18 protein-coding genes are annotated in these 20,234 nt (G+C 72.5%); 9 read left to right on the top strand and 9 right to left on the bottom strand.

Translation table 11 applies throughout. From position 1 onward, the window contains the following. Positions 1–18: 18 nt before the first annotated feature. Entirely contained in the window at positions 19–1,164 is a 1,146-nt protein-coding gene (locus GRC12_RS09910) for a VOC family protein (protein WP_208778818.1), read from the bottom strand. Positions 1,165–1,298: 134 nt separating this feature from the next. Between GRC12_RS09910 and GRC12_RS09915 the strand changes: the two genes are divergently transcribed. Next, positions 1,299–1,934 (top strand): TetR/AcrR family transcriptional regulator, encoded by a 636-nt coding sequence (locus GRC12_RS09915; protein ID WP_208778819.1) that lies wholly within the window; start codon positions 1,299–1,301, stop codon positions 1,932–1,934. A 2-nt stretch (positions 1,935–1,936) separates the two neighbouring features. Here GRC12_RS09915 and GRC12_RS09920 read toward each other — a convergent pair whose 3' ends face one another. Together GRC12_RS09920 and GRC12_RS46380 are read right to left on the bottom strand one after the other, a co-directional pair. Beyond that, positions 1,937–2,719 carry an LmeA family phospholipid-binding protein gene (locus GRC12_RS09920; RefSeq protein ID WP_208778820.1) on the bottom strand — a complete coding sequence of 261 codons (783 nt, stop codon included), beginning with the start codon at positions 2,717–2,719 and terminating at the stop codon, positions 1,937–1,939. Between the two features lie 36 nt (positions 2,720–2,755). After that, positions 2,756–3,394: a TetR/AcrR family transcriptional regulator gene (locus GRC12_RS46380; RefSeq protein ID WP_208778821.1), complete on the bottom strand. Its 639-nt coding sequence runs from the start codon at positions 3,392–3,394 to the stop codon at positions 2,756–2,758. A gap of 186 nt (positions 3,395–3,580) precedes the next feature. Between GRC12_RS46380 and GRC12_RS09930 the strand changes: the two genes are divergently transcribed. Continuing rightward, positions 3,581–5,197, top strand: a complete 1,617-nt coding sequence (locus GRC12_RS09930; RefSeq protein ID WP_208778822.1) for an MFS transporter — start codon at positions 3,581–3,583, stop codon at positions 5,195–5,197. 234 nt (positions 5,198–5,431) lie between these two features. Here GRC12_RS09930 and GRC12_RS09935 read toward each other — a convergent pair whose 3' ends face one another. From GRC12_RS09935 to GRC12_RS09955, 5 genes are all read right to left on the bottom strand, one after another. After that, on the bottom strand, positions 5,432–6,115 hold the full coding sequence (locus tag GRC12_RS09935; RefSeq protein WP_244372549.1) for a TetR family transcriptional regulator: 684 nt from the start codon (positions 6,113–6,115) through the stop codon (positions 5,432–5,434). 125 nt (positions 6,116–6,240) lie between these two features. After that, complete coding sequence (locus GRC12_RS09940; RefSeq protein WP_208778824.1) at positions 6,241–7,479, bottom strand: ABC transporter permease; 1,239 nt, start codon at positions 7,477–7,479, stop codon at positions 6,241–6,243. Beyond that, a complete protein-coding gene (locus GRC12_RS09945; RefSeq protein ID WP_280117448.1) occupies positions 7,476–8,186 on the bottom strand; it encodes an ABC transporter ATP-binding protein in 711 nt (236 codons plus the stop codon). Before GRC12_RS09945 ends, GRC12_RS09940 begins: the two co-directional genes overlap by 4 nt. Beyond that, positions 8,183–9,436, bottom strand: coding sequence for a hypothetical protein (locus tag GRC12_RS09950; RefSeq protein WP_308286516.1), 1,254 nt, complete (start codon positions 9,434–9,436; stop codon positions 8,183–8,185). Before GRC12_RS09950 ends, GRC12_RS09945 begins: the two co-directional genes overlap by 4 nt. Continuing rightward, positions 9,423–9,971 (bottom strand): hypothetical protein, encoded by a 549-nt coding sequence (locus GRC12_RS09955; RefSeq protein ID WP_208778825.1) that lies wholly within the window; start codon positions 9,969–9,971, stop codon positions 9,423–9,425. The genes GRC12_RS09950 and GRC12_RS09955 overlap by 14 nt, the downstream gene beginning before the upstream one ends. Before the next feature lie 92 nt (positions 9,972–10,063). On the opposite strand from GRC12_RS09955, the gene GRC12_RS09960 reads away from it, so the two are divergent. Both GRC12_RS09960 and GRC12_RS09965 read left to right on the top strand, forming a co-directional pair. Continuing rightward, the gene (locus tag GRC12_RS09960) at positions 10,064–10,762 is read left to right on the top strand and encodes a response regulator transcription factor (protein WP_208778826.1); all 699 of its coding nucleotides are present in this window, start codon (positions 10,064–10,066) and stop codon (positions 10,760–10,762) included. After that, a complete protein-coding gene (locus GRC12_RS09965; protein ID WP_308286517.1) occupies positions 10,752–12,548 on the top strand; it encodes a sensor histidine kinase in 1,797 nt (598 codons plus the stop codon). Before GRC12_RS09960 ends, GRC12_RS09965 begins: the two co-directional genes overlap by 11 nt. 30 nt (positions 12,549–12,578) lie before the next feature. On the opposite strand, the gene GRC12_RS09970 is transcribed toward GRC12_RS09965, so the two are convergent. Next, positions 12,579–15,914, bottom strand: coding sequence for a BTAD domain-containing putative transcriptional regulator (locus GRC12_RS09970; RefSeq protein WP_308286518.1), 3,336 nt, complete (start codon positions 15,912–15,914; stop codon positions 12,579–12,581). Positions 15,915–16,081: 167 nt separating this feature from the next. Between GRC12_RS09970 and GRC12_RS09975 the strand changes: the two genes are divergently transcribed. The 5 genes from GRC12_RS09975 (at position 16,082) to GRC12_RS09995 (ending at position 19,980) form a co-directional block, all read left to right on the top strand. Next, positions 16,082–16,777: a hemerythrin domain-containing protein gene (locus GRC12_RS09975; protein ID WP_308286519.1), complete on the top strand. Its 696-nt coding sequence runs from the start codon at positions 16,082–16,084 to the stop codon at positions 16,775–16,777. Continuing rightward, positions 16,774–17,709, top strand: a complete 936-nt coding sequence (locus GRC12_RS09980; RefSeq protein ID WP_208778827.1) for a pyridoxamine 5'-phosphate oxidase family protein — start codon at positions 16,774–16,776, stop codon at positions 17,707–17,709. The genes GRC12_RS09975 and GRC12_RS09980 overlap by 4 nt, the downstream gene beginning before the upstream one ends. Further along, complete coding sequence (locus GRC12_RS09985) at positions 17,709–17,855, top strand: hypothetical protein (RefSeq protein ID WP_208778828.1); 147 nt, start codon at positions 17,709–17,711, stop codon at positions 17,853–17,855. Before GRC12_RS09980 ends, GRC12_RS09985 begins: the two co-directional genes overlap by 1 nt. Positions 17,856–17,994: 139 nt before the next feature. Next, entirely contained in the window at positions 17,995–19,032 is a 1,038-nt protein-coding gene (locus GRC12_RS09990) for a L,D-transpeptidase (RefSeq protein ID WP_244372550.1), read from the top strand. A gap of 156 nt (positions 19,033–19,188) precedes the next feature. Continuing rightward, positions 19,189–19,980, top strand: coding sequence for a hypothetical protein (locus GRC12_RS09995; RefSeq protein ID WP_208778830.1), 792 nt, complete (start codon positions 19,189–19,191; stop codon positions 19,978–19,980). Positions 19,981–20,234: the final 254 nt, after the last annotated feature.

Consider the following 20,234-nt stretch of genomic DNA (forward strand, 5'->3'; position numbering starts at 1 on the left):
GGCTCTCTGTGAAAGGGTTCAGGAATTTGCGGCCTTGAGCAGGCCGAGCAGGCGTGCGGGGTCCATCTCGTTGTCGCCGCGCAGGGCCTGGATGACGTCGCGGACCCGCTGCGGGGAGGGGCTCGCCCCCAGGAAGTCGCGGGTGGCGGGCGGTCCCCACTGGGCCAGTCCGCTGGTGGACATGGGTGCCCAGCCGGGCTCGAGGTCACAGGAGAACAGGTCGCCGTCGGCGAAGTGCTCCAGCATGAAGTGGTCGGGGTCGCGCCAGTAGTCGAAGAGCTGGCTGCCCTGGATGTGCCGGCCGATGCCCCAACTGCGCTTGTAGCCGCGCTCCTTGAGGTACTCCCCGCCGGTCGCGATCGAGTCCAGGTCGGTGACCTGGTAGGCGGAGTGGACGTAGCCGGTGCCGGGTCCCAGGTGCATGGCGAGGGTGTGATGGTCGGCCGGCACGCTGCCGAGGTCGCAGCGGATGAACGCCATCGTGGGCCCCCGGCCCCGCTGCCCGTCCAGGAAGAGGAAGTCGGACACGATCATGCCGAGGGTGTCCAGGTACCAGTCCAGGGCGCGGGCGAACACCCTTGTCTCCAGCACCACATGGCCCAGCCGCTGGATGCGGGAGGGTTCGCGCGGCGGGCGCTGGGTGGCGTTCGTACGGCGGTGATCGGTGCCGAAGTTGAGCAGGAGCGGCCGCTGCTCCGGCAGCGCGGGCAGCCGCTCGCCGCAGTGCACCACCCGCACGGGGAAGCCCGAGGGGTCGAGCAGGTCGACGACCTTGCCACCGCCCGGCACGTCCACCTCCCGCAGGTCCCGGCCCGTCGCCCGGGCCAGCCGGTCCAGGTCGGCGCGCTCCGCCGCGCGGAACGCCGGGCCGATGAAACGGGAGGTCCGACCGCGCCGGATCACCATGCAGGGCGAGCCCGCGAAGGTGCCGCGCAGCCACAGCTCGCGCTCGGTGCGGGCGGCGACCTGGAAGCCGAAGTCCCGGGCGAAGACCTCGGCCCGGTCCAGGTCGGGCTTCTCGAACTCCAGCCAGGCCAGGTCCGCCACCTTGATCAGGGGGTTCCGGGAGCGGCCGGGGTGTTCTCCGCGCAGGGCGCCCTGCTCGCTGTGCAGGTCCTGGTGGGCCGTGAAGATGTCGGCCCCGTGGACGCGGGTTTCAGACATGGTGCCCTCCGAGCAACATTGCCGTAATGAGGAAATCATCAAGTTTGACAGTCTCTTCGTCAAGGTGTTCGCCAGCGGAAATGATGAATTCATCAGGACTGCGATCACGATCGCTACGCGGCTAGACTGCGCGCATGCCTACGTCAGCCCCGCCCAGCAACCGGTTCGAGCGGCGCCGCGCCGAGACCCGGAAGGCGCTCATCCGCGCGGCCCGGCAGATACTCGCCGAGACCGGGGACACCAGCGCCAGCATCCAGGCGATCGCCGAGCGCGCCGACGTCGGCTTCGGCTCCTTCTACAACCACTTCGAGTCGAAGAACGAGCTGTTCGAGGCGGCGGTGGTGGACGCGCTGGAGGAGTTCGGCCAGAACTTCGACAAGCGCCTGGCCGGGATCGACGACCCGGCGGAACTCGTCGCCGCCGGCTTCCGGATGAGCGCCCGCATGGCCGACTCCCATCCGGAGCTGATGCAGGTCCTGCGTCGTGGCGGTCTCGGCCACATCCATTCGGACAACGGCCTGACCCGCCGGGCCCTGCGTGACCTCCAGGTCGGCGCGGCCTCCGGCCGCTTCACCGCCGTCGACCCCACGGTCGCCCTGTCCGCGCTGGGCGGCACCCTGCTGTCCCTGGTGGAGCTGCGCTTCGCCCGTCCTGAGGTGGACGGCGACGAGGCCGCGGTGGATCTCGCCGAGATGGTCCTGCGCATGCTGGGCCTGCCCGCCGACGACGCCCACGAGGTCGCCCGGCGCCCCCTGCCCGACATCGACTGACGTCAAGCGGACGAGGAGTCCGGGCGGAAGGTGACCGCGCGGCCCGTGAAGCGGGCGTCGATCCCGTCCTTGGTGGCGGTGACCGAGCGAAGGTGCAGCCCTGCGGGAACGTTCCGCAGCGGAATGGGCTCGTCCAGTGCCTTGTCCAACAGTGATTTCAACGGGGGAAGCAGTTCGCCCTGCTCCGCCCGTACGTCCGTGAAGGCGATGCGGTTGCCGCCGGCCGCCGAGACGGTCACGCTCACGGTCACGTCGCCGACGAGCGGCAGACCGGCCGTCGCGTCGATCCGGCCCGGCTCGTCGCCTTGCGACACCTCCAGGCCGAGCGCGTTCGACACGTCCGCGTACGACAGACGGGCGGTCGCCCGAACGCTGCGGGCGTGTGCCTCGCCGGCGCTCCCGGAGGTCTTCAACCCGTCCATCCCGACCGTCAGCTTCGTCACCGGCAGGGGCCGGGTCGTGCCGTTCGCGGGGATGTCGTGGGCGGTGAGGTCGACGTGGTTCAGGCGGCCCTCGGCGAGCTGGGGCAGCACGGGGAAGCCGCTGACGTGTACCGATGGACGATCGGCGGTTCCCATTCCGTCCTGGAAGGCCTTGGCCGTGCGGCTCTCCGCGTGTGCCGCGGCGGCCCGGTCGACTGCGACGGCACCGATCAGCAGGGCCGCCAGGGACGCGGCGACGAGGATCAGGCGTCGCCTGGTCCGGGTCGGGGGGCTCACGTACAGGGAGCCGTCGCCGTAGTGGGGCTCGCCGACGTACTCCTCGTCGGGGCGGGAATGGTACATGGAGACTCCTCTTCGGGTGGTGCCTGGGGAGTGCGCCTACGCGGCGTCGTCCTCAGGTCGGACGAGTCCGTGGACGCACGTCGTGGCGCTGTCCGGGGCCACCCCCATCGCGATCAGGGCGGCGGTCGCGGTGTCGGTGCCGTCGTCGCTCCAGACCCCGCTGTTCACGCACTCCAGGAGCCCTAGCAGGTAGCCCTCCAGCGTCCGGGCCAGTACGGCCGGCGGGGCGCAGGTCTGGAAGACCCGCTGGCGCCGGCCGCGGGAGATGATCGCCTCCGCCGTCTCGCGTGCGAGGGAGAGGACTTGGGTGACCCGGTCGGGGTCGAGGTCCTGGGGGGCGAGGCGGAGCAGGATGCGGTAGCGGTCGCCGACGGGCCACAGGGCGAGGACGAAGCGGGCCAGCTCCGTGACGGCGTCCGCCACCGGTGCCCGAGGGACCGCGAGCGCCCGACGCAATGCTTGCGCGGCCTCCTCCACCAGCCCCTCCACGAGCGCGGCCCGGCCGTTGAAGTGGCCGTAGACCGTGCGCCGTACGACGCCCGCCGCCTCGGCGATGTCACCGAGGCTGCTGTCGGGGGCGCGGCCGAGTTGCTGTCGGGCCGCTTCGAGGATGCGAGCCCGTGTGAGCAGGGTTCGGCTGCTCTCCCGGGCTGCTGCGACGGGTGCGTGGGTCATGTCGGACCTCCGGTTGACGGGGGGAGGGCGACTCGATAGTTGCACATCGACGGGCAATAAACTAGATTGCACATCAGCGGGCAATTAACTGCCCTGGCGTCGGGCCTCCTCTTGGCCTCACCCGCGCCACTCCCACCGATCCACACCCCGAAGCCACCGCTTCACCCTCTGCCGAGGAGCCTGACCATGCCGCTCTTTGCGAAGACACCCGTCGAGAAGATGGCCGACCCCTATCCGCGCCGCTGGTGGGCGCTGCTGGTGCTCTGCGTGAGCCTGCTGATCGTGGTCATGGCGAACACGTCGTTGATCGTGGCCGCCCCCGACATGACCAAGGACCTGGGGCTGAGCAGCAGTGACCTGCAGTGGGTCATCGACGGCTACACCGTCCCCTACGCCGCGCTGATGCTCGTGCTCGGCGCGATAGGCGACAAGTACAGCCGTCGGGGCGCGCTCGTCCTGGGTCTGCTGATCTTCATCGGCGGTTCCGTGATGGGCGGCCTGGTCCACCACACCGACCTGGTCATCACGGCCCGCGCGATCATGGGCGTCGGCGCCGCCGTCGTCATGCCGGCCACGCTGTCGCTACTGGTCGCGATCTTCCCGAGGGCCGAGCGCGCCAAGGCGATCACCGCCTGGTCCGCGACCTCCGGTCTCGCCATCGCCGCCGGTCCGCTGGCCGCCGGATGGCTGCTGGAGGACCACGCCTGGGGCTCGACCTTCCTGATGAACGTCCCCATCGCCGTCCTGGGCGTCGTCGGCGCGCTGCTGCTGGTGCCGCCGTCGAAGGCGGAGGGCATGGGCCGCATCGACTACGTCGGCGGTCTGCTGTCGATCGTGTCGGTCGGCTCCCTGGTCTACGCGACCATCGAGGGCCCGCACTTCGGCTGGGGCGCCGGCCCGATCACCGCGGCCGTCGTGGCCGGCGTGGGCCTGCTGGCCTTCGTGGCCTGGGAGTTGAAGCACCCCAACCCCATGCTGGACGTGCGCAAGTTCGCCGAGCGTCCCTTCGGCGGCTCGATGCTCGCGGTGCTGTTCTTCTTCTTCGGCACCTTCGGCTCGATCTACTACTCCACCCAGTTCCTGCAGTTCGTCCTCGGCTACGACGCCCTGGAGACCGGCATCCGCCTGCTGCCGCTGGCCGGAGCCGTGTTCGCCGGTGCCGCGGTCACCGGCAAGCTGGCTCCGAAGCTCGGCGTGAAGATCGTGGTCGGCACCGGCATGGTGATCGGCACGGCAGGCGTCTTCCTGCTCAGCCGGATCGACTCCGGCTCCACCTACACCGACTTCCTGGCCCCGCTGCTGCTGCTCGGCTTCGCCATCGGCCTGAGCCTGTCCCCGGCCACCGACACCATCATGGGCTCCTTCCCCGAGGACGAGTTGGGCGTCGGCGGCGGGGCCAACGACACCGCCCTGGAACTCGGCGCCTCGCTGGGCATCGCCATCCTCGGCTCGCTGCTGGCCACCTCCTACAAGGACAAGCTGACCGACCTGGTCGGCGGCCATCTCCCGGCCGAGGCGATGGACACCGCCAAGGACTCGGTCGGCGGCGGCGTCGCGGTCGCCGAGCAGGTCGCCAAGAACCCCCAGGGCGGTGCCGAGCAGGCCCAGACCCTGCTCGGGGCGGTGCACGAGTCCTTCGCCCACGCCATCGCCCACACCAGTCTCATCGGCGGCATCATCATGGCCGCCGGCACCCTGATCGTCATCGCCGTCCTGCCCGGCCGCCGCGGGCACACCATCGAGCACGGTGCGGAAGAGGCGGCGCAGACGACCGAGGAGCAGACCGAGACCGTGGACGCCTGAGCCCCGTACACCGGAGGCCGGAACCCCGATTCCGGCCTCCTCCACCCCCAGGACGGGCCGTGCCTTGAGCGGCGCACGGCCCCGGGACGGTGCCGGGAGGGGACGCCCGGCACCGTCCTCCTCTTTCATCAGGGGGCCTGGCGTGGGCCAGGAGGGGGAGCGGGCAGCGGTCGATGACGGTGCGGATGCGGAAGGTGTGGAGCGGGCCGACGAGGCCGGTCGCCGTGTCGTGGCTCAGCCGGCAGGGGCGTCCGGTGCGGTGGCCACGTCGTCGACCACGGCCCGCGCGCGCTTCTCCGGCACGCCGGCCGCGATGAGCGCGGTGACGGCCACCCGGGTGCCGTCGTCCTCCAGCGCCCCGGTGTTGACCTCTTCCAGCAGGGCGACCGTCATCGCCTCCAGGCCGGCGCTCAGCACCGGGGCGGGCAGCTGGGAGTGGAAGACGCCGTCCCGCTGTCCCTGCGCCACGATGGCCGTGGCCCTGATCCGGGCGGGCTCCAGGATCCCGGCGACCCGTTCCATGCCGAGGTCCCGTCGGGCCAGCGCCAGGAGCATCCGGTAGCGATCGCCGACGGGCCAGAGCGACAACGAGAAGAGGGCGAGCGCCCGGTCGGCCGGTTCGGTCGTGTCCGCTGCGACCGCGACGGCGGCCTGGAGGGCTTCCGCGGCCTCCTCGGCCAAGGCGTCCAGGAGCGCGGCCCGTCCGGGGAAGTGTCCGAACAGGGTGCGCCGTACGACTCCGGAGGCGCGGGCGAGCTCCTCCAGGGTGATGTCGGGATTCCGCCCCAGCTCCTGGCGCGCGGTGGCCAGGATGCGCTCCCGGTTGGACCGTGCGTTGCGTCGCTGGGGCACGCGGCCGACGGTCTGGGACACGAAGGGAACCTCGGAGCAGCCGGAAGGGAGAACGGACTTCTCCATTCTGGCACGTGGGCGGGTCCGAGACCTCGCCCGGGTGCGGCCCGACGCCGGCCTCAGGGTGGTCGGGCCGACCGGGGAAGGGGGCTGGCGGGCTGAGCGCCCCGGCGTGCCCGGCGAAGGCGCGGCTACGTCGTCGCCAGTGCCTCCGTCGGTGTCAACCGGGCCGCTCGCAGGGACGGGTAGACGCCGGCCAGCATGCCGATCACGATCGCGCCGGTGAGGCCGGCCGTCACCGAGGTGAGGGGGATGACCGGTGGCCAGTGCTGGTGGGTGGCGTAGGCGACCGTCGCCAGCGTGCCCAGGGCGGTGCCGGCCAGGCCGCCGAGGGCCGACAGGACGACCGACTCGGTGAGGAACTGGGCGCGTATCTGGCCCCGGTTGGCGCCCAGGGCCCGGCGCAGGCCGATCTCGCGGCGGCGTTCGAGGACCGAGATGACCATGGTGTTGGCGACTCCGATGCCGCCGACGAGGAGCGCGACCCCGGCGAGTCCGAGGAAGAGCGCGGAGAACGTGGACGCGGTGGCCCGTTTGGCGGCCAGCGCGTCGGACGGGCGGCTGACCTGGACCACGCCGGGCAGTGGGGGATTGATGGTGGCCGGCAGTACGTCACGCACGGCCTCGATCTGGGACTCCCTGGCCTTGAGGTAGAGCACGGTCGGGTGGCCGTCGAACTTCAGCAGGGTGCGCGCCGCGTCCCAGCCGACGAGGACCGAGCGGTCGATGTCCGGCGAGAGGGGGGTTCTGGCGAGGGTCCCGACGACCGTGAACCAGTGGCCGTCGACGTAGATCTGCGGGGCGGGCCGCCCGGTGGTGATCCTCGGGATGCCGAGGCGGGAGGCGGCCACCGAGCCGAGGACGGCCGTGGGGAACCTCTCCGTCGCAGGGGTGAGGAAGCGGCCCGAGGCCACCCGCGCGTTGATCGTCCGCAGCAGGTCGAGTCTGCTGGCCAGGACGGTCAGTCCGGTGTAGTCGTCGGCGCCCAGGCGGTCGTTGCGGAAGACCTCCGTATGGGTGTTGGCCACCGCGCTGGCCGCCGTGACCGGCCCGATCCGGCGCACCATGTCCACCGACTCGGGGGGCAGCAACACCGGCGGGTCCTGATGGGCGGGCACGGCCCTGAGCATGTTGGTGCCCAGCGCGGACAGTTCCCTCATCAGCGCTCTCTGGCTGGACGCCGGGATCCCGGTGACGACGATCAGGGTGGCGATGCCGATCGAGATGCCGAGCGCGGACAGGGCCGCGCGTATCTTGCGGGTACGGATGCCCAGCAGCCCCAGGCCCAGGATGTCCAGCGGCGCCAGCCGCACCGGCCTGCTGTCGCCGACCCCGCCGGTGGCGTGCCGACGCGTCGATGTGATGGTCATGACCAGCTTTCCATGCGGGCGTCGGCGTCGACGCGGGTGTCGGAGCGCAGGCGGCCGTCGCGGATCTCCACCCGGCGCGGCAACTGGGCCGCGATGTCCCGGTCGTGGGTGATGACCGCGATGGTGGTCCCCTCGCGGTTCAGCGTGGTCAGCAGATCCAGTACGGCCACACCGTTCGCGGTGTCCAGCGCGCCCGTGGGCTCGTCCGCGAGCACCAGGACGGGCCGGTTGACCAGGGCACGGGCGATGGCCACCCGCTGCCGCTCACCGCCGGAGAGCTGCTGCGGCAGATGACGGGCCCGGCGGGCCAGCCCCACCCGGTCCAGCGCCTCCAGGGCCAGCGGCCGGCGTCTGCGGCGCGGCACCCCGGCGTACAGCAGGCCGGTGGCGACGTTCTCGGCGGCGGTCAGCCCGTCGGTGAGGTGGAACTGCTGGAAGACGAAGCCGAGTCGGCGGCCCCGCAACGCCGACAGGCTGCGGTCGGAGAGCCGTGCCACGTCCTGGCCGTCGATCTCCACGGTTCCGCTGGTCGGCCGGTCCAGCGTGCCCATGATGTTCAGCAGTGTCGACTTGCCGGACCCGGACGGGCCCACGATGCCGAGCAGTTCGCCCTGTTCGACGGCCAGCCAGACGTCGTGGAGCGCCGTGACCCCGCCCGGGTACACCATGCTCGCGCCCTGCACCGCCAGCACCGGTGGCGCGCTCATGACGTCGTCACCACCCTGGTCCCGGCGCTGATGCCGTCACCGCTGATCTCCACCACGCCCTTGGAGAACATCCCGGTCCTCACCGCCACCAGCCGGCCGCCGGGCAACTGGACCGCGTAGCCGCCCTCGCGCAGCGCCGTCAGGGCGCCGATGGGCACGGTGAGCACGCCCTTGCGGGTCTCCGAGGTGAACTGCACCTGTACCGGCGTGGAGTTCAGCCCGCGCACCGCCGCGGTGTCGCGCAGGTCGATGCCGACGGTCAGCCGGGGCTGCCCGGAGGAGTCGTCGCCGTTCGAGGCGTCGGTCGTGCGGACGGTGGCGCCGATGGAGGCGATGGTGCCCGGGGCGGTGGAACCGTCGGGCAGGCTCACCGTCACCGTGTCGCCCCGCTTCATCGAGCCCGCCTCGCCCGGGTCGACCTGGACGGTCACCGACTTGGCGGTGGAGGTGACCGTCATCAGGGTCCCGTCGGCCGGGTCGGCGAGCTGCGCCTGTACGCCCTCGACCCGTACGGGACCGGACAGCACCAGGACGTCACCGACGCCCAGCACACCGGTGGCCGGCATGCCGGCCGCGGTCTGCCACCGCTTGATCGCGGCGATGAGGCCGGCGGTCAGGACGCCGTCGCCGCGTTTGACCCGGACGGGGGTGGTGGACGGCGCCGCGAGGGTGGTGGGGGAGGGGGAAGCGCCGGACGTGGGGCTCGGCGGGCTCGCGGTGGCCGTCGGCGTGACGTGCCGCGGGGTGACCCAGGTGCCCACCGCGGGCTGTACGCCGATGTCGTAGCCGAGTGCCCTGAGGTTGTCGGCCACCGTCCTCACGTCCGGGCCGGTGGTGCCCCTTGCCTCCAGGGTCCGGTACAGCGGTGTGCCGCCGTAGAAGAGCGGTACCGGCACGTTGTCCACCCGGTACAGCGGCCGGCCCCGGCGCACCGTGGCCCCCGTCGCGGGCAGCCAGGTGAGCAGGCCGCTCTTGCCGCCCTTCACCATGGTGGCCCGGCCGTAGCCGAGATTTCCGTCCAGGGTCTGGGCGTTGGAGAGGTCGCTCCTGGTCACCACGGCGGTCGCGGTGTGCGCGGCGCCGCCGCCGGTGTCCGGCTTCCCGCCGTCGTTCTGCCAGGCGGTCACGGTCAGCGCGCTCGCCACGACGACCGCCACGGCCACCGCACCGATGACCACCCGCCCTCTGCCCGGTGTCACGCGCCGTCCGCTCGACGGGCGGGCGGCCTCCGTGTCGTCAGTGGTGGTCACCGAACGCCTTCACCTGACAAGCGACCATGATCTGGTCGTAGTCGGGGGCGCTCAGGCTGGCGCCGTCGGCCAGGCCCCAGCCTCGGTCCGTGACCACGCTCTTGATGTGGTGCTCGTTCATGCACTTCACCATGGCCCGGGTGTCGTCGACGAAGTCCGGGTTCTTGGCCGGGTCCAGCTCCGGCGGATCGAGCGGCAGCTTCCCCGCGCAGGCCTTCACGCCGGGGGCGTCCGGGTGCCTCTTGTACGTCTTGTCGACGCCGTGCTCCTTCAGACAGGAGGTCCAGCCGTCCCACATGCGGTTGACGTCGTCCTGGGTGCTGTCCAGCCGGATCTGCGGCCGGCCCGCGTCGGGATCGGCGCTCGCACTGGCCGAACCGCCTTTCACCGCAGGGGTGTTCAGCGAGGCGACCTCGTCCTTGCCGCCCTTGCCCGCGTCGTCGTGTCCGCCGGCGCCCCCGCACGCGGTGAGGAGGAGCAGGCCGGCCGCGCCGACGGAGGTGAACACCGCGGCTCGAGTGGAGGGTTTCAACATGGCGCAGACCATGGCCCGGAGTTATGACGATCCTGTCAGGACGCCGTCAGAAAGCCGTCTGGCCTGATCCCGTCGTGCCTACCCTGGCCGCCATGAACGCCCGTGTCCTGGTGGCCGAGGACGACATCAAACAGGCCGAGGTGATCCGCCGCTACCTGGAGCGGGAGGGGCACACCGCCCTGCTCGTCCACGACGGGCGCGCGGCGCTCGACGAGGTCCGCCGCGGGCGGCCCGACCTGCTGGTCCTCGACGTGATGATGCCGGTCGTCGACGGTCTGGACGTCTGCCGGATCCTCCGCCGCGAGAGCGATCTGCCGGTGCTGATGCTGACCGCCCGCAGCACCGAGGAGGACCTGCTGCTCGGTCTGGACCTCGGCGCCGACGACTACCTGACCAAGCCCTACAGCCCCCGTGAACTGATGGCCCGCGTCCGCACGTTGCTCCGCCGGACCAGGACGGCCGCCGTCTTGAGCGACCCGGTGCTGCGGGTCGGCGCCCTCGCGGTGGACCCCGTCCGCCGTACCGTCGAGATCGAGGGCCGCCAAGTGGCCTGCACCCCGGGCGAGTTCGACGTCCTCGCGATGATGGCCGCCGAGCCGGAACGCGTCTTCACCCGCCGCCAACTCCTGGCCGGCACGCGGGGGGACGACCGTTACATCACCGAACGCACCATCGACGTCCACGTGTTGAACCTCCGCAAGAAGATCGAGGCCGTACCCCGCCGGCCGGTCTATCTGCAGACGGTGTTCGGAGTGGGCTACCGCCTCAGCGACGGCAGCCGTGGACGCTGAGCGGAGCAGGGCCGACGGCAGGGTGCCGTGGCGGCGCAGCCTGCTGGTCCGGCTGCTGGCCGCGTCGATCACCATCGCCGTGTGCTCGGTCGCGGCCACCGCCTGGCTCGCCGCGCGCACCACCACCAGCGCCATCCAGCAGGAGCAGGGACAGGTCCTCGCCGACGACGCCCAGATCTACGACACGCTCATCGGGTACGCCGCCGGCCACACCGGCTGGTCCGCGGTCACGCCCGTCCTGAAACGGCTGACCGAACGGACCGGCCGCCGTATCACCCTGACCACCCAGGACCGCCTGCCCATCGCCGCGTCCGGCACCATGACCACCCTCCCCGCCAAGGCCTCGGCGCTGATCGACCCGCTCAGGGCCGACCCCGCGCTGCTGCCCGGGGTCAAGGCGGACGGCATCGACCCGCGGGCGGTCGGCCCGTACCGGCTGCGGAAAGCCGACCGTGCGGAACTGCTCAGCCGGGTGAGGAAGTTGCAGTCCTGTCTGCGCGGCGTCGGCTCCCCCGCCGGAGTCACCGAAGAGCCGAACGGCAGGCCCGCCCTCGTCCTCGGCGGCGACATCGGGACCCAGCGCAAGGTCGGCGAGGTGTGCGAGCTGTACCGACTGGACGACCCCACTCCCACCGAGAAACGGGCGCTCGACCGGCTCAACACCCTGGTGACCGGCTGCCTGAAACGCCAGAACCTGGGTCCCGTGCCGGTCGATCTCAGCTTCAGTCCCCCCGGAAACGCCGGCGACGCCGTCCAGCCGTGCATCGACACCGCCCGCCGCGAGCAGCTCGCCCCGTACGTCGCTCCGGCCGCGCTGCTGTTCGTCGCCACCCCCACCGGATCGGCCGCCGCACCCGGCTTCGACCTCTCCTCGGCCAACACGGCCCGGGTCGCCGGTGTCGCCGCGCTCGTCCTCGTCCTCACCGTGGCCGTCACCGTCACCGTCGGCACCCGCCTGGTACGGCCCCTGCGCACGCTCACCGACGCCGCCCGCCACCCGGCCCAGCAGCATCTGCGGGTACCGGTGACCACCCACGACGAGATCGGCCGGCTGGCAGCCGCCTTCAACGACCTGGCGGAACGCCGCGAGCGGGTGGAGGTCCAGCGCAAGGCCATGGTCAGCGATGTCGCCCATGAACTGCGCACCCCGCTCAGCACGATCCGCAGCTGGCTTGAGGCGGCCCAGGACGGACTGGCCGTCTCCGACGACGCGTTCGTCGCCTCCCTGCTGGAGGAGGCCCTGCTGCTCCAGCACATCGTCGACGACCTCCAGCATCTGGCGCAGGCCGACGCGGGCCGCTTCCGGCTGCACCCCGAGCCCCTGCGGCTGCGGGACCTCCTCGACCACGTCGCCGCGGCCCACCGCGGCCGGGCCGAGACCGCCGGCGTCACGCTCACCACCCGCGTCGAGGACACCCCGGTCCTGTCCGCCGATCCCGTACGCCTGCGCCAGGCCGTCGGCAACCTGCTGTCCAACGCCCTCCGGCACACCCCTGCCGGAGGTACCGTCACCCTGGGCTGCCGCCGGGCGGGCGACGAGGTCCTGATCGAGGTCGCCGACACCGGCACCGGGATCGCCGCCGACGACCTGCCCCGCGTCTTCGACCGCTTCTGGCGCGCCGACAAGTCCCGCAGCCGCCAGACCGGCGGCAGCGGCCTGGGCCTCGCCATCGTCCGCCAGCTCACCGAGGCGCACGGCGGCACCGTCTCGGTGACCAGCACCCCGGACACGGAAACGGTCTTCACCCTGCGCCTGCCGCTCCTCTCCGACCCGCGGCGGCCGTGACGCGCCCACGGCGCCTCAGCGGGACGGATGTCAGACACCCAGGGTTCGGCGGCGCTTCCGCTCCGCCTCCAGTCGTACGGCCGCCCGGCGGGCCTCGGTGACGTGGTGCGGCGCGTCCCAGGCGAGCGCGACGCGCTCGGCCAGCGCGTAGTGATCGGCCGCCGCCCGGTCCTCCCCGACGAGCCGGTACAGATCGGCCAGCGCGTGGGCCAGGGGGCGGGTCGCGTAGGCGGCGCCCGCCGTCCCGGCGAACTGGTCACGGATCGGGAGGACTTGTTCGATCAGCATGGCCGCCGTCTCCGTGTCGCCGAGCAGGACCGCCACTTCGCAGCGGAAGTCCAGCTCTATCCCGTAAAGGTGGTCCGTGACCGGACGCGGCAGGAAGGACACCGCCGCCGCCTCCTCGAGCCGACCCAGCCGGGCCAGGACCAGGGCGTGGGCGACGGCGACGGGGGTGCCGATCTCCGCGTGCAGATCACGGACGACCGGTTCGATGTCCTCCGCCCGCCCCTGCACGAGACGGATGGTGATCAGGCCCAGGGTGCGCGGACCGGTGGCGTGGTGGGCCCCGACGCGCCGCAACAGGCCGTCGGCCTCGGCGTAGCGGGCCTCGGCCTCGTCGAAGCGGCCGTTGACCGCGGCCAGCATCGCCGAGGTCGCGGCGGCGATGCCCTGAGCCCACACCATGCGGTAGCGCAGGGCGAGTTCCAGCCCTTCGGCGTTGTGCCGGCGCAGCCCGGCGGGGTCGTTGCGGGTCGCTGCGGTCATGCCGTCGAGGTGCTCGCACACCCAGCGGTAGGCCGGCAGGTCGTGCGTCTCGGCCAGCTGCCGCAGTTCCGCGACGAGCGGCGTACGGACGGCACCCTGCACCTCGTGCGGCAGCAGCTTGGCCGAGGTCATCAACGCCGAGGCCAGCAGGCGCGGTTCGCCCTCCGCCCGGGCCAGCGCCAGTTGCGTGCGCGCCGCCTGAACGGCCCGCGGCACCTCCTCGGCGGCCACGGCGTCGACCAGGACCTGGAGGACCCGGGCGCGCGTCGCACGGTCGAGCGCGCGGTCGCCGGCGAGCCGTTCCAGGCGGGCCAGGGCGGTCCGGTCGAAGAAGCCCTCCAGCCGGCTGCGCCAGGGCGAGGGCTCGGTCCAGGCGCCGTAGACCGTGGCGAGCAGGTCGTCCCGGCCGGCCCGCTCCGCGAGGTCGACCGCCCGCTGCCGGGTGTCCCGGGCGGCGCCCGTCGCCCCGGCCCGCAGCTGCGCGCCCAGCAGCCGTACGAACAGGGCGACCGTGTCGTCCGGGGCGGCGTCGCGGCCGGCGACGGCCTCCTGGTGTGCGTGGAGAGCCTGTTCGATCAGCCCTACGGCGACGTCGTGGGCGTACCGCCGCTCGGCCAGCTCGGCCGCCCTTAGCGCGTAGTCGACGGCCAGGGGCGCGTTCGCCGTCCTGCCCGAGCGGGCGAAATGGAAGGCCAGGGCCGCGAGATCGTGCGGGCGGTGGCGCCGCAGCCCTTGCGCGATGCGGTCGTGCAGCCGGGCCCGCCGCAGCCCGGACAGGTCGGTGTACACGGTGTCGCGGACCAGCGCGTGCACGAAGCGCACCCGCCCGAGCCCGGGTTCGCTCAGCAGGTCCGCGGCCAGCGCGGCGTCGAGTCCTTCCAGGACCGTGTCCTCGTCGGTCTCCGCCGCGTCGACGAGAAGGGCGACCTCGGCCTCCAGGCCCGCCACGGCCGCCAGTTGCACGGCCGACCGGGCCTCCGCGGGCAGCAGGGCCAGGCGTCGGCGCAGTACGTCCCGTACGCCCTGCGGCACTTCGGACACGGCCACCAGGGCGCCCTCGCTGACCAGCAGACGGGCGCTTTCGAGGACGTAGAACGGATTGCCGCCGGTGCGTTCGGCGAGCGCCGCCACCGTGTCCTCGTCGACGGGTTCGCCGCAGACGGCGGTGACCACCGTCGCGACGTCCCGGGGCGGAAGTCCGCCGAGCGCGATGCGGCGCGGGGCCCGGAGGGCGAGCCGGCCGAGGGTCTTGACCAGCTCCTCGCCCACCTCGGCCGGGCGGTAGCCGGCCACGACGAGGAGGGGGACACCGGTGATCTGCGCGGCGGCCTCCAGGAGGGCCAGGGTCTCGCCGTCGCCGCGGTGCAGGTCCTCCAGGAGGACGGCGAGCGGCCCTCCGGCCGCCGCGGCCCGCAGCCAGGCGGCGAAGGCACGGTGGGTACGGAAGCGTCCCGCGGCGGCCTCGTCACGTGTCGTGGCGGCCATGGCCTCCGGCTCGCGCAGCAGGGCGACCAGTTCCTCGGGGTGCGTCGGAGGCACGTGCTCGGCGAGGGCGCCGAGCGCCTCCACCCACGCCCATGCGGGCGGTGCCCCCTCGTACTCGGGGCAGCGCCCGACGACCACCGTCCACCCCGCGGACCGCAGCCGCCCGGCGAGCCGGTCGAGCAGTGCCGACTTCCCCGCTCCGGCCTCGCCGGTCACCAGGACCACACCGCCCGCGCGCCGTGCCGCCCGCGCGGCCGCGTCCACGGCGCTCAGTTCGGCCTCCCGGCCCACGAAGAGGCCGTCCTCCTCGTCGGGAACACCGGCGGCCGTCCCCGGCGCATCCATCGGTACGGCGGCGCGCAGTACGTCCAACCGCCGGGCGAGGACGGCGTGTTCCAGCTCGGCCAGGGCCGGTCCGGGGTCGCAGCCGAGCTCCTCGCGCAGTACGGCGGCGGCGCGGCGCAGACAGGACAGGGCGTCGCCCTGGCGGCCGCAGGCCCAGTGGGCGAGGGCGAGCAGCCGCCAGCCCTCCTCCCGCAACGGCCTGTCCCGCACCAGGACTTCGGCCGCCAGCACCGCTTCGGACGCGTGTCCGGTGCGCAGATCGGCCGCGACGGCCAACTCTCGTGCCTGAGCGTGCAGTTCGGTCAGCCGGGCCACCTCGGACACGGCCCACGGCTCGTCCTGGTGTCCCAGGAAGGCCGGACCCCGCCACCACCCCAGTGCCTCGGCCAGCGGCTCCCGCGCCCGGTCGGGCGGGGCGCTCCGGGCCCGGGAGACCAGGGCCTCGAACCGCCAGGCGTCCACCGCCTCGGCGGGCAGCCGCAGCGCGTAACCCGGCGGGGAGGTGACCAGGACGGACGGGCGGGTGCGCGGGCGTCGCTCCGGTTCCAGCAGGCGGCGCAGGTTCGAGACATAGGCGTGCAGGGAGACGGTGGCCTTGGCCGGGGGCGCCCCGCGCCACAGCTCGTCGACCATGCGGTCGACGGGCACCACCTCCTGGCGGGCCGCGACCAGCATCGCGAGAACGGCCCGCTGCCGGGGAGCCCCCAGGGCGACGGACGTCCCCCGGAGCTCGGCGCCCAGGGGGCCGAGGACTCGAATACGCAGCACGCCGCGCGAATCTACCCGAGCGGTGCGGACAGGCCGTTCAACATGCGCTAAACGCGCTGGTCAGCGCTGTCCCAAGGGGGGTGCCAAGGGGCGTCCCAAGCAGATGCCAAGACGGTCGGGCGACCGTGGACGCGATCTGACGGCCCTCGATGTTGGAGCAAGCAGGCGTGTCCCGCAGTACGGCATTTCCCTCCCCTTCCGGCCAACGGCCCTACACCCACGAGATGGTGGTCGTCCACCGCGTCTTCCGGCGAGAGTCGGCGCTCGCGCCCCGACTGGTACGGGCGGTGCCGGACGGCGACACCACCCGCGCGGCACGCATCGCGGCCCACCTGGACGACTACGTCATGGGGCTGCACCATCACCACGCCCTGGAGGACGAGTTGGTGTGGCCACTGCTGCACGCCCGGGGCGCGGACGGTGACTTGGTCGACCGGATGGAGCAGCAGCACCAGCGCATCGACCGGAGCCTCACGGTCGTCGCCCAGTGGCTGCCCGTGTGGCTGCGGGATGCCGATCCCATGGCCCGGGAGGAACTGGCCCTGGCGCTGACCGAGCATCGCACCGCGCTGCTCGAACACCTCGACGACGAGGAGAGGTTGGTGCTGCCGCTGGTCGCCACCCACCTGACCGTCGCCGAGTGGGACGTGGTGGGCCGGCGTGGGCTGGAGGCACTGCCCAGGAACAAGGTGATGACGGCCGTCGGCGCGATCCTCGAAGACGCGACGCCCGAGGAGCGCGCCTACTTCCTCGGCAGGGCCCCCTTCCTCGGCCGTCTGCTGTGGAAGACCGTCGGCCGACGGCAGTACGCCGCGTCCTGCCGTGCCCTGCGCGGCGCGCTGCCTGAGGGGACGGGCCGGTGACCGTCCTCGACACCGTCCCCCTCGACGTCCTGGACGCCTACCGGACCTGCGAGTTCGTCACGCTCGGCCGGGACGGCGCACCGGTGGCCTGGCCCGCCGCGGTCGGACGCCGGCCCGACGGCACGCTGCTGCTGACCACGTCCCTGGCCTTCGCGCAGAAGGCGCTGAACGTACGCCGGGACGGGCGGGTGGCCCTGCTCTGGTCCGACCCCACCGGCAGCGGCCTCGACCACGCACCGCAGATCCTCGTCCGCGGCCGGGCCGTCTGCCCGGACGAGATCATGACGGGGCCGGAAGGCGCCGAGAACTACTGGCGGATGCTCTTCGAACGGCAGCCGCACAGCCGGTCCTACCTCGCCCCCGGCGTCCGGCGGCTGATGGAGTGGTACTACCTGCGCCTGCTCATCACGGTCACCCCGGAACAGGCCGTCGTACGCCCTCCCTCGGCCTCCTTGCCCGGGACCCGGCCGGTCACCGGTTCCCCCGCGCCATCCCTGCTCGGGGCCGCGCAACTCGCCCGCTACCCGGACGCGGTGCTCGCGGTGTGCGACGGGACGGGCGCACCCGTACTCGCCCGGACCCGGCCCGTGGCGACGGACGCGGGTTTCGCGGTGACGGTACCCGCCGATGTCGCCGTGACGGCCGGCCCCGCCTCCCTGCTGGTGCACCGGCACGACGAGCGGCTGAACAACATGCGCAACACCCTCGTCCGTGGAGAGCTGCGGCAGACCGACGGTGGCTGGCTGCTGGTGCCCGGCACCGTGGTGGAGCCGATGGGCTCCGGGCGCCCGAGTGACGCGCTGCGGGTGCTGCGCCGGACGCACCGGGCCACCGCACGCTATCTGGAACGCCGTGGCCTGCCACGCCCCCGCGTGCGGTGGGCGGCGTTCCGGGCGCTGGCCACGGCAGAACCGCAGCGGGCCGACCGCTGATGCTCACCGTGGTCGTCCTGGTCTCCCTGGTCGTCCCGGTCGCCACGGCGGCCATCGTGGCCGCCGTACGGGCAGCCGGCCGCTGGCCACAGGCGCACACCCGCGAGGACCGGATCCAGCGGGTGATGCGCTCACCCCACCACTGACCCGGCGAGCAAGGGGTGGCGCACTCCGCTCCGGTGGCCCACGGGACGACGGTTACACGGTCAAGACGAATCGGTCATGGATCGGCCGAACGCGTGCGATGAGATGTCCGGCATGGGGGACGATCCGAGGAGCGATGAATTGCGCAGGCATGCACAGCTGTGGGGGAACAAGCGCGTGACCGCGGGCCGGCGCAGGACGGCCGTCTCGATCGCGCTGCTGACCGGCGCGGTGCTCGTGGGGACGAGCGCGTGCGGTACCGGAAGCCACCCGGCGACCACGTCCAACGGCAAGGCGGCCTCGGCGAACGCGGCGGCGGCCCATGGCAGGTCCGGTGCCCACGCCAAGCCGAGCACGCCGGCCGGGCCGCCGATGCTCCTGGAGTCCATCACCCCGCGCACCGGCACCACCGTCGGTGTGGCGATGCCGGTGTCCGTGGTCTTCAGCAAGCCGGTCGCCGTCTCCGCACGGGCCGGGATCGAGAAGGCCCTCAAGATCACCACCTCGGTGCCGACGATCGGCGCATGGCACTGGTTCAGCGACACGCGGGTCGACTTCCGGCCGAAGACCTACTGGAAGCCGGGCACCTCGGTCAGCGTCGACGCCGAGCTGACCGGCGTCACCGACGGCAACGGCCGCTACGGCACACACGGTTACCACCACGCCTTCACCATCGGCGACGACAACGAGGCCACCGTGTCGGTGACCGGCCACACCATGCGGGTCACGCACGACGGCACGCTCGTGAAGACCCTGCCCATCGACGCGGGCAGCGCGGCGTTCCCCTCGTGGGACGGCACCATGGCGGTCATCGACAAGGAGGCCGAGGTCCACATGACCTCGTGCAGCGTCGGCATCAGCTGCACCAAGGGCGACCCGAACTACTACGACCTGACCCTCCCGTGGGACGTTCACCTCACCAACTCCGGCACCTACGTCCACTACTCCACCGGTGACCCGTATCCGGGCCACGGTGAGGGCTCGCACGGCTGCGTGCACCTGTCGCTGGCGGACGCCAAATGGTTCTACGACTTCGTCAAACAGGGCGACCCGATCACCATCACCGGCTCTCCCCGCGGCAAGGCCGCCGGCGACAACGGCTACGCGGACTTCAACCTGTCCTGGTCGCAGTGGCTGCAGAACAGCGGCACCGGCCAGACGACGACCATCGCCTCCTGAGACCTCGGCGGGAGCAGCCGCCGCTGCTCCCGCGCTCGCGGCGACTGCGAGCACGGGACAACCACCACCGGCCCCCGAGTGTCCAACACGCGTGACGCATCATCAGGTCTCGCCATGGGGAGACGGGCGAGCCCTCCGAACGCGAAGGGGAAAGCCATGCGCATCCGCCCGGCCCTCGCCGCCGTGTCCCTCGCCACCGCCCTGTCCGTGTCGGTGGTTCCCGCAGCCGCCGACGCGGCGGACCGGGCCGCCCCCAGTGACACCACGTTCTCGGACGTCGTCGTCAACGGCGGCAAGGACATCGTGCTCGGCCTGACCACCAAGAGGACCGTCACCATCACCTGGAGAGCCACGGACCCGGACGGCGTCGCGAAGACCTGGGCCTACCTGTGGCACGGTCCCAACACCGACGACGCCGACGGCCACCTGCCCCTGTATCCGCCGCCGGGCACCTGCACGGTCTCGGCCACCGACCCCACCACCTCCACCTGCACGGTGAGCTTCGGAGTGGACGCCGCGCGGGACTTCCACCACAACGGCCTCGCGGGCACCTGGAAGGTGCTCGCCGAGGCACAGGACACCACCGACGACTGGACGGACGCCGACGTCGCCGGCACGGCGCAGTTCAAGCGGTACGCCACGCTGACGGTCAACGCCTCGCCCGAGCCGGTGAAGAAGGGCAGGACCATCACCGTCAGCGGCAGGCTGACCCGCGCCGACTGGGGGAGCGGGAAGTACAGCGGCTACCAGGGGCGGCCGGTGCAACTGCAGTTCCGCAAGAAGGGCAGCAGCACCTACACCACCCTCAAGACCGTCACCAGCGGCAGCGGCGGCTCGCTGAGAACCACCACGAAGGCCACGAGGGACGGCTACTTCCGCTTCGTCTTCGCCGGTACGGACACGACCGGGCCGGCGAAGACGGCGGGGGATTTCGTCGACGTCAGGTGAGGTTACGACGGGGTCACCTCGTCGACCACGCTCACGCTCCCCCTGCGGCCGAACCGGTCGGGATGGTTCGGTCGGGTGGGGCAAATGATCAACAAAGGATTGTTGGGGAAGCCTTGTCCGGTGTGCGGGCGGGGGCGGGGAGCGCGCTGCTTAGCATGGCCGACGGACGTTCCGGCAGGTGGGGGAGTGGATGAGTACGACTCGGCGGCTGGTGCTGGCGGCCTTGGCCGGGGGAGCGATGACCGCCTGTGGGG

The organism is Streptomyces griseorubiginosus (assembly GCF_017614965.1).
Lineage (GTDB): Bacteria > Actinomycetota > Actinomycetes > Streptomycetales > Streptomycetaceae > Streptomyces > Streptomyces griseorubiginosus_B.

Bases quoted from the DNA above. Each gene is read 5' to 3' on its own strand.
- GRC12_RS09910 (WP_208778818.1), bottom strand. From the start codon at position 1,164: ATGTCTGAAACCCGCGTCCACGGGGCCGACATCTTCACGGCCCACCAG.
- GRC12_RS09915 (WP_208778819.1), top strand. From the start codon at position 1,299: ATGCCTACGTCAGCCCCGCCCAGCAACCGGTTCGAGCGGCGCCGCGCC.
- GRC12_RS09920 (WP_208778820.1), bottom strand. From the start codon at position 2,719: ATGTACCATTCCCGCCCCGACGAGGAGTACGTCGGCGAGCCCCACTAC.
- GRC12_RS46380 (WP_208778821.1), bottom strand. From the start codon at position 3,394: ATGACCCACGCACCCGTCGCAGCAGCCCGGGAGAGCAGCCGAACCCTG.
- GRC12_RS09930 (WP_208778822.1), top strand. From the start codon at position 3,581: ATGCCGCTCTTTGCGAAGACACCCGTCGAGAAGATGGCCGACCCCTAT.
- GRC12_RS09935 (WP_244372549.1), bottom strand. From the start codon at position 6,115: ATGGAGAAGTCCGTTCTCCCTTCCGGCTGCTCCGAGGTTCCCTTCGTG.
- GRC12_RS09940 (WP_208778824.1), bottom strand. From the start codon at position 7,479: ATGACCATCACATCGACGCGTCGGCACGCCACCGGCGGGGTCGGCGAC.
- GRC12_RS09945 (WP_280117448.1), bottom strand. From the start codon at position 8,186: ATGAGCGCGCCACCGGTGCTGGCGGTGCAGGGCGCGAGCATGGTGTAC.
- GRC12_RS09955 (WP_208778825.1), bottom strand. From the start codon at position 9,971: ATGTTGAAACCCTCCACTCGAGCCGCGGTGTTCACCTCCGTCGGCGCG.
- GRC12_RS09960 (WP_208778826.1), top strand. From the start codon at position 10,064: ATGAACGCCCGTGTCCTGGTGGCCGAGGACGACATCAAACAGGCCGAG.
- GRC12_RS09985 (WP_208778828.1), top strand. From the start codon at position 17,709: ATGCTCACCGTGGTCGTCCTGGTCTCCCTGGTCGTCCCGGTCGCCACG.
- GRC12_RS09995 (WP_208778830.1), top strand. From the start codon at position 19,189: ATGCGCATCCGCCCGGCCCTCGCCGCCGTGTCCCTCGCCACCGCCCTG.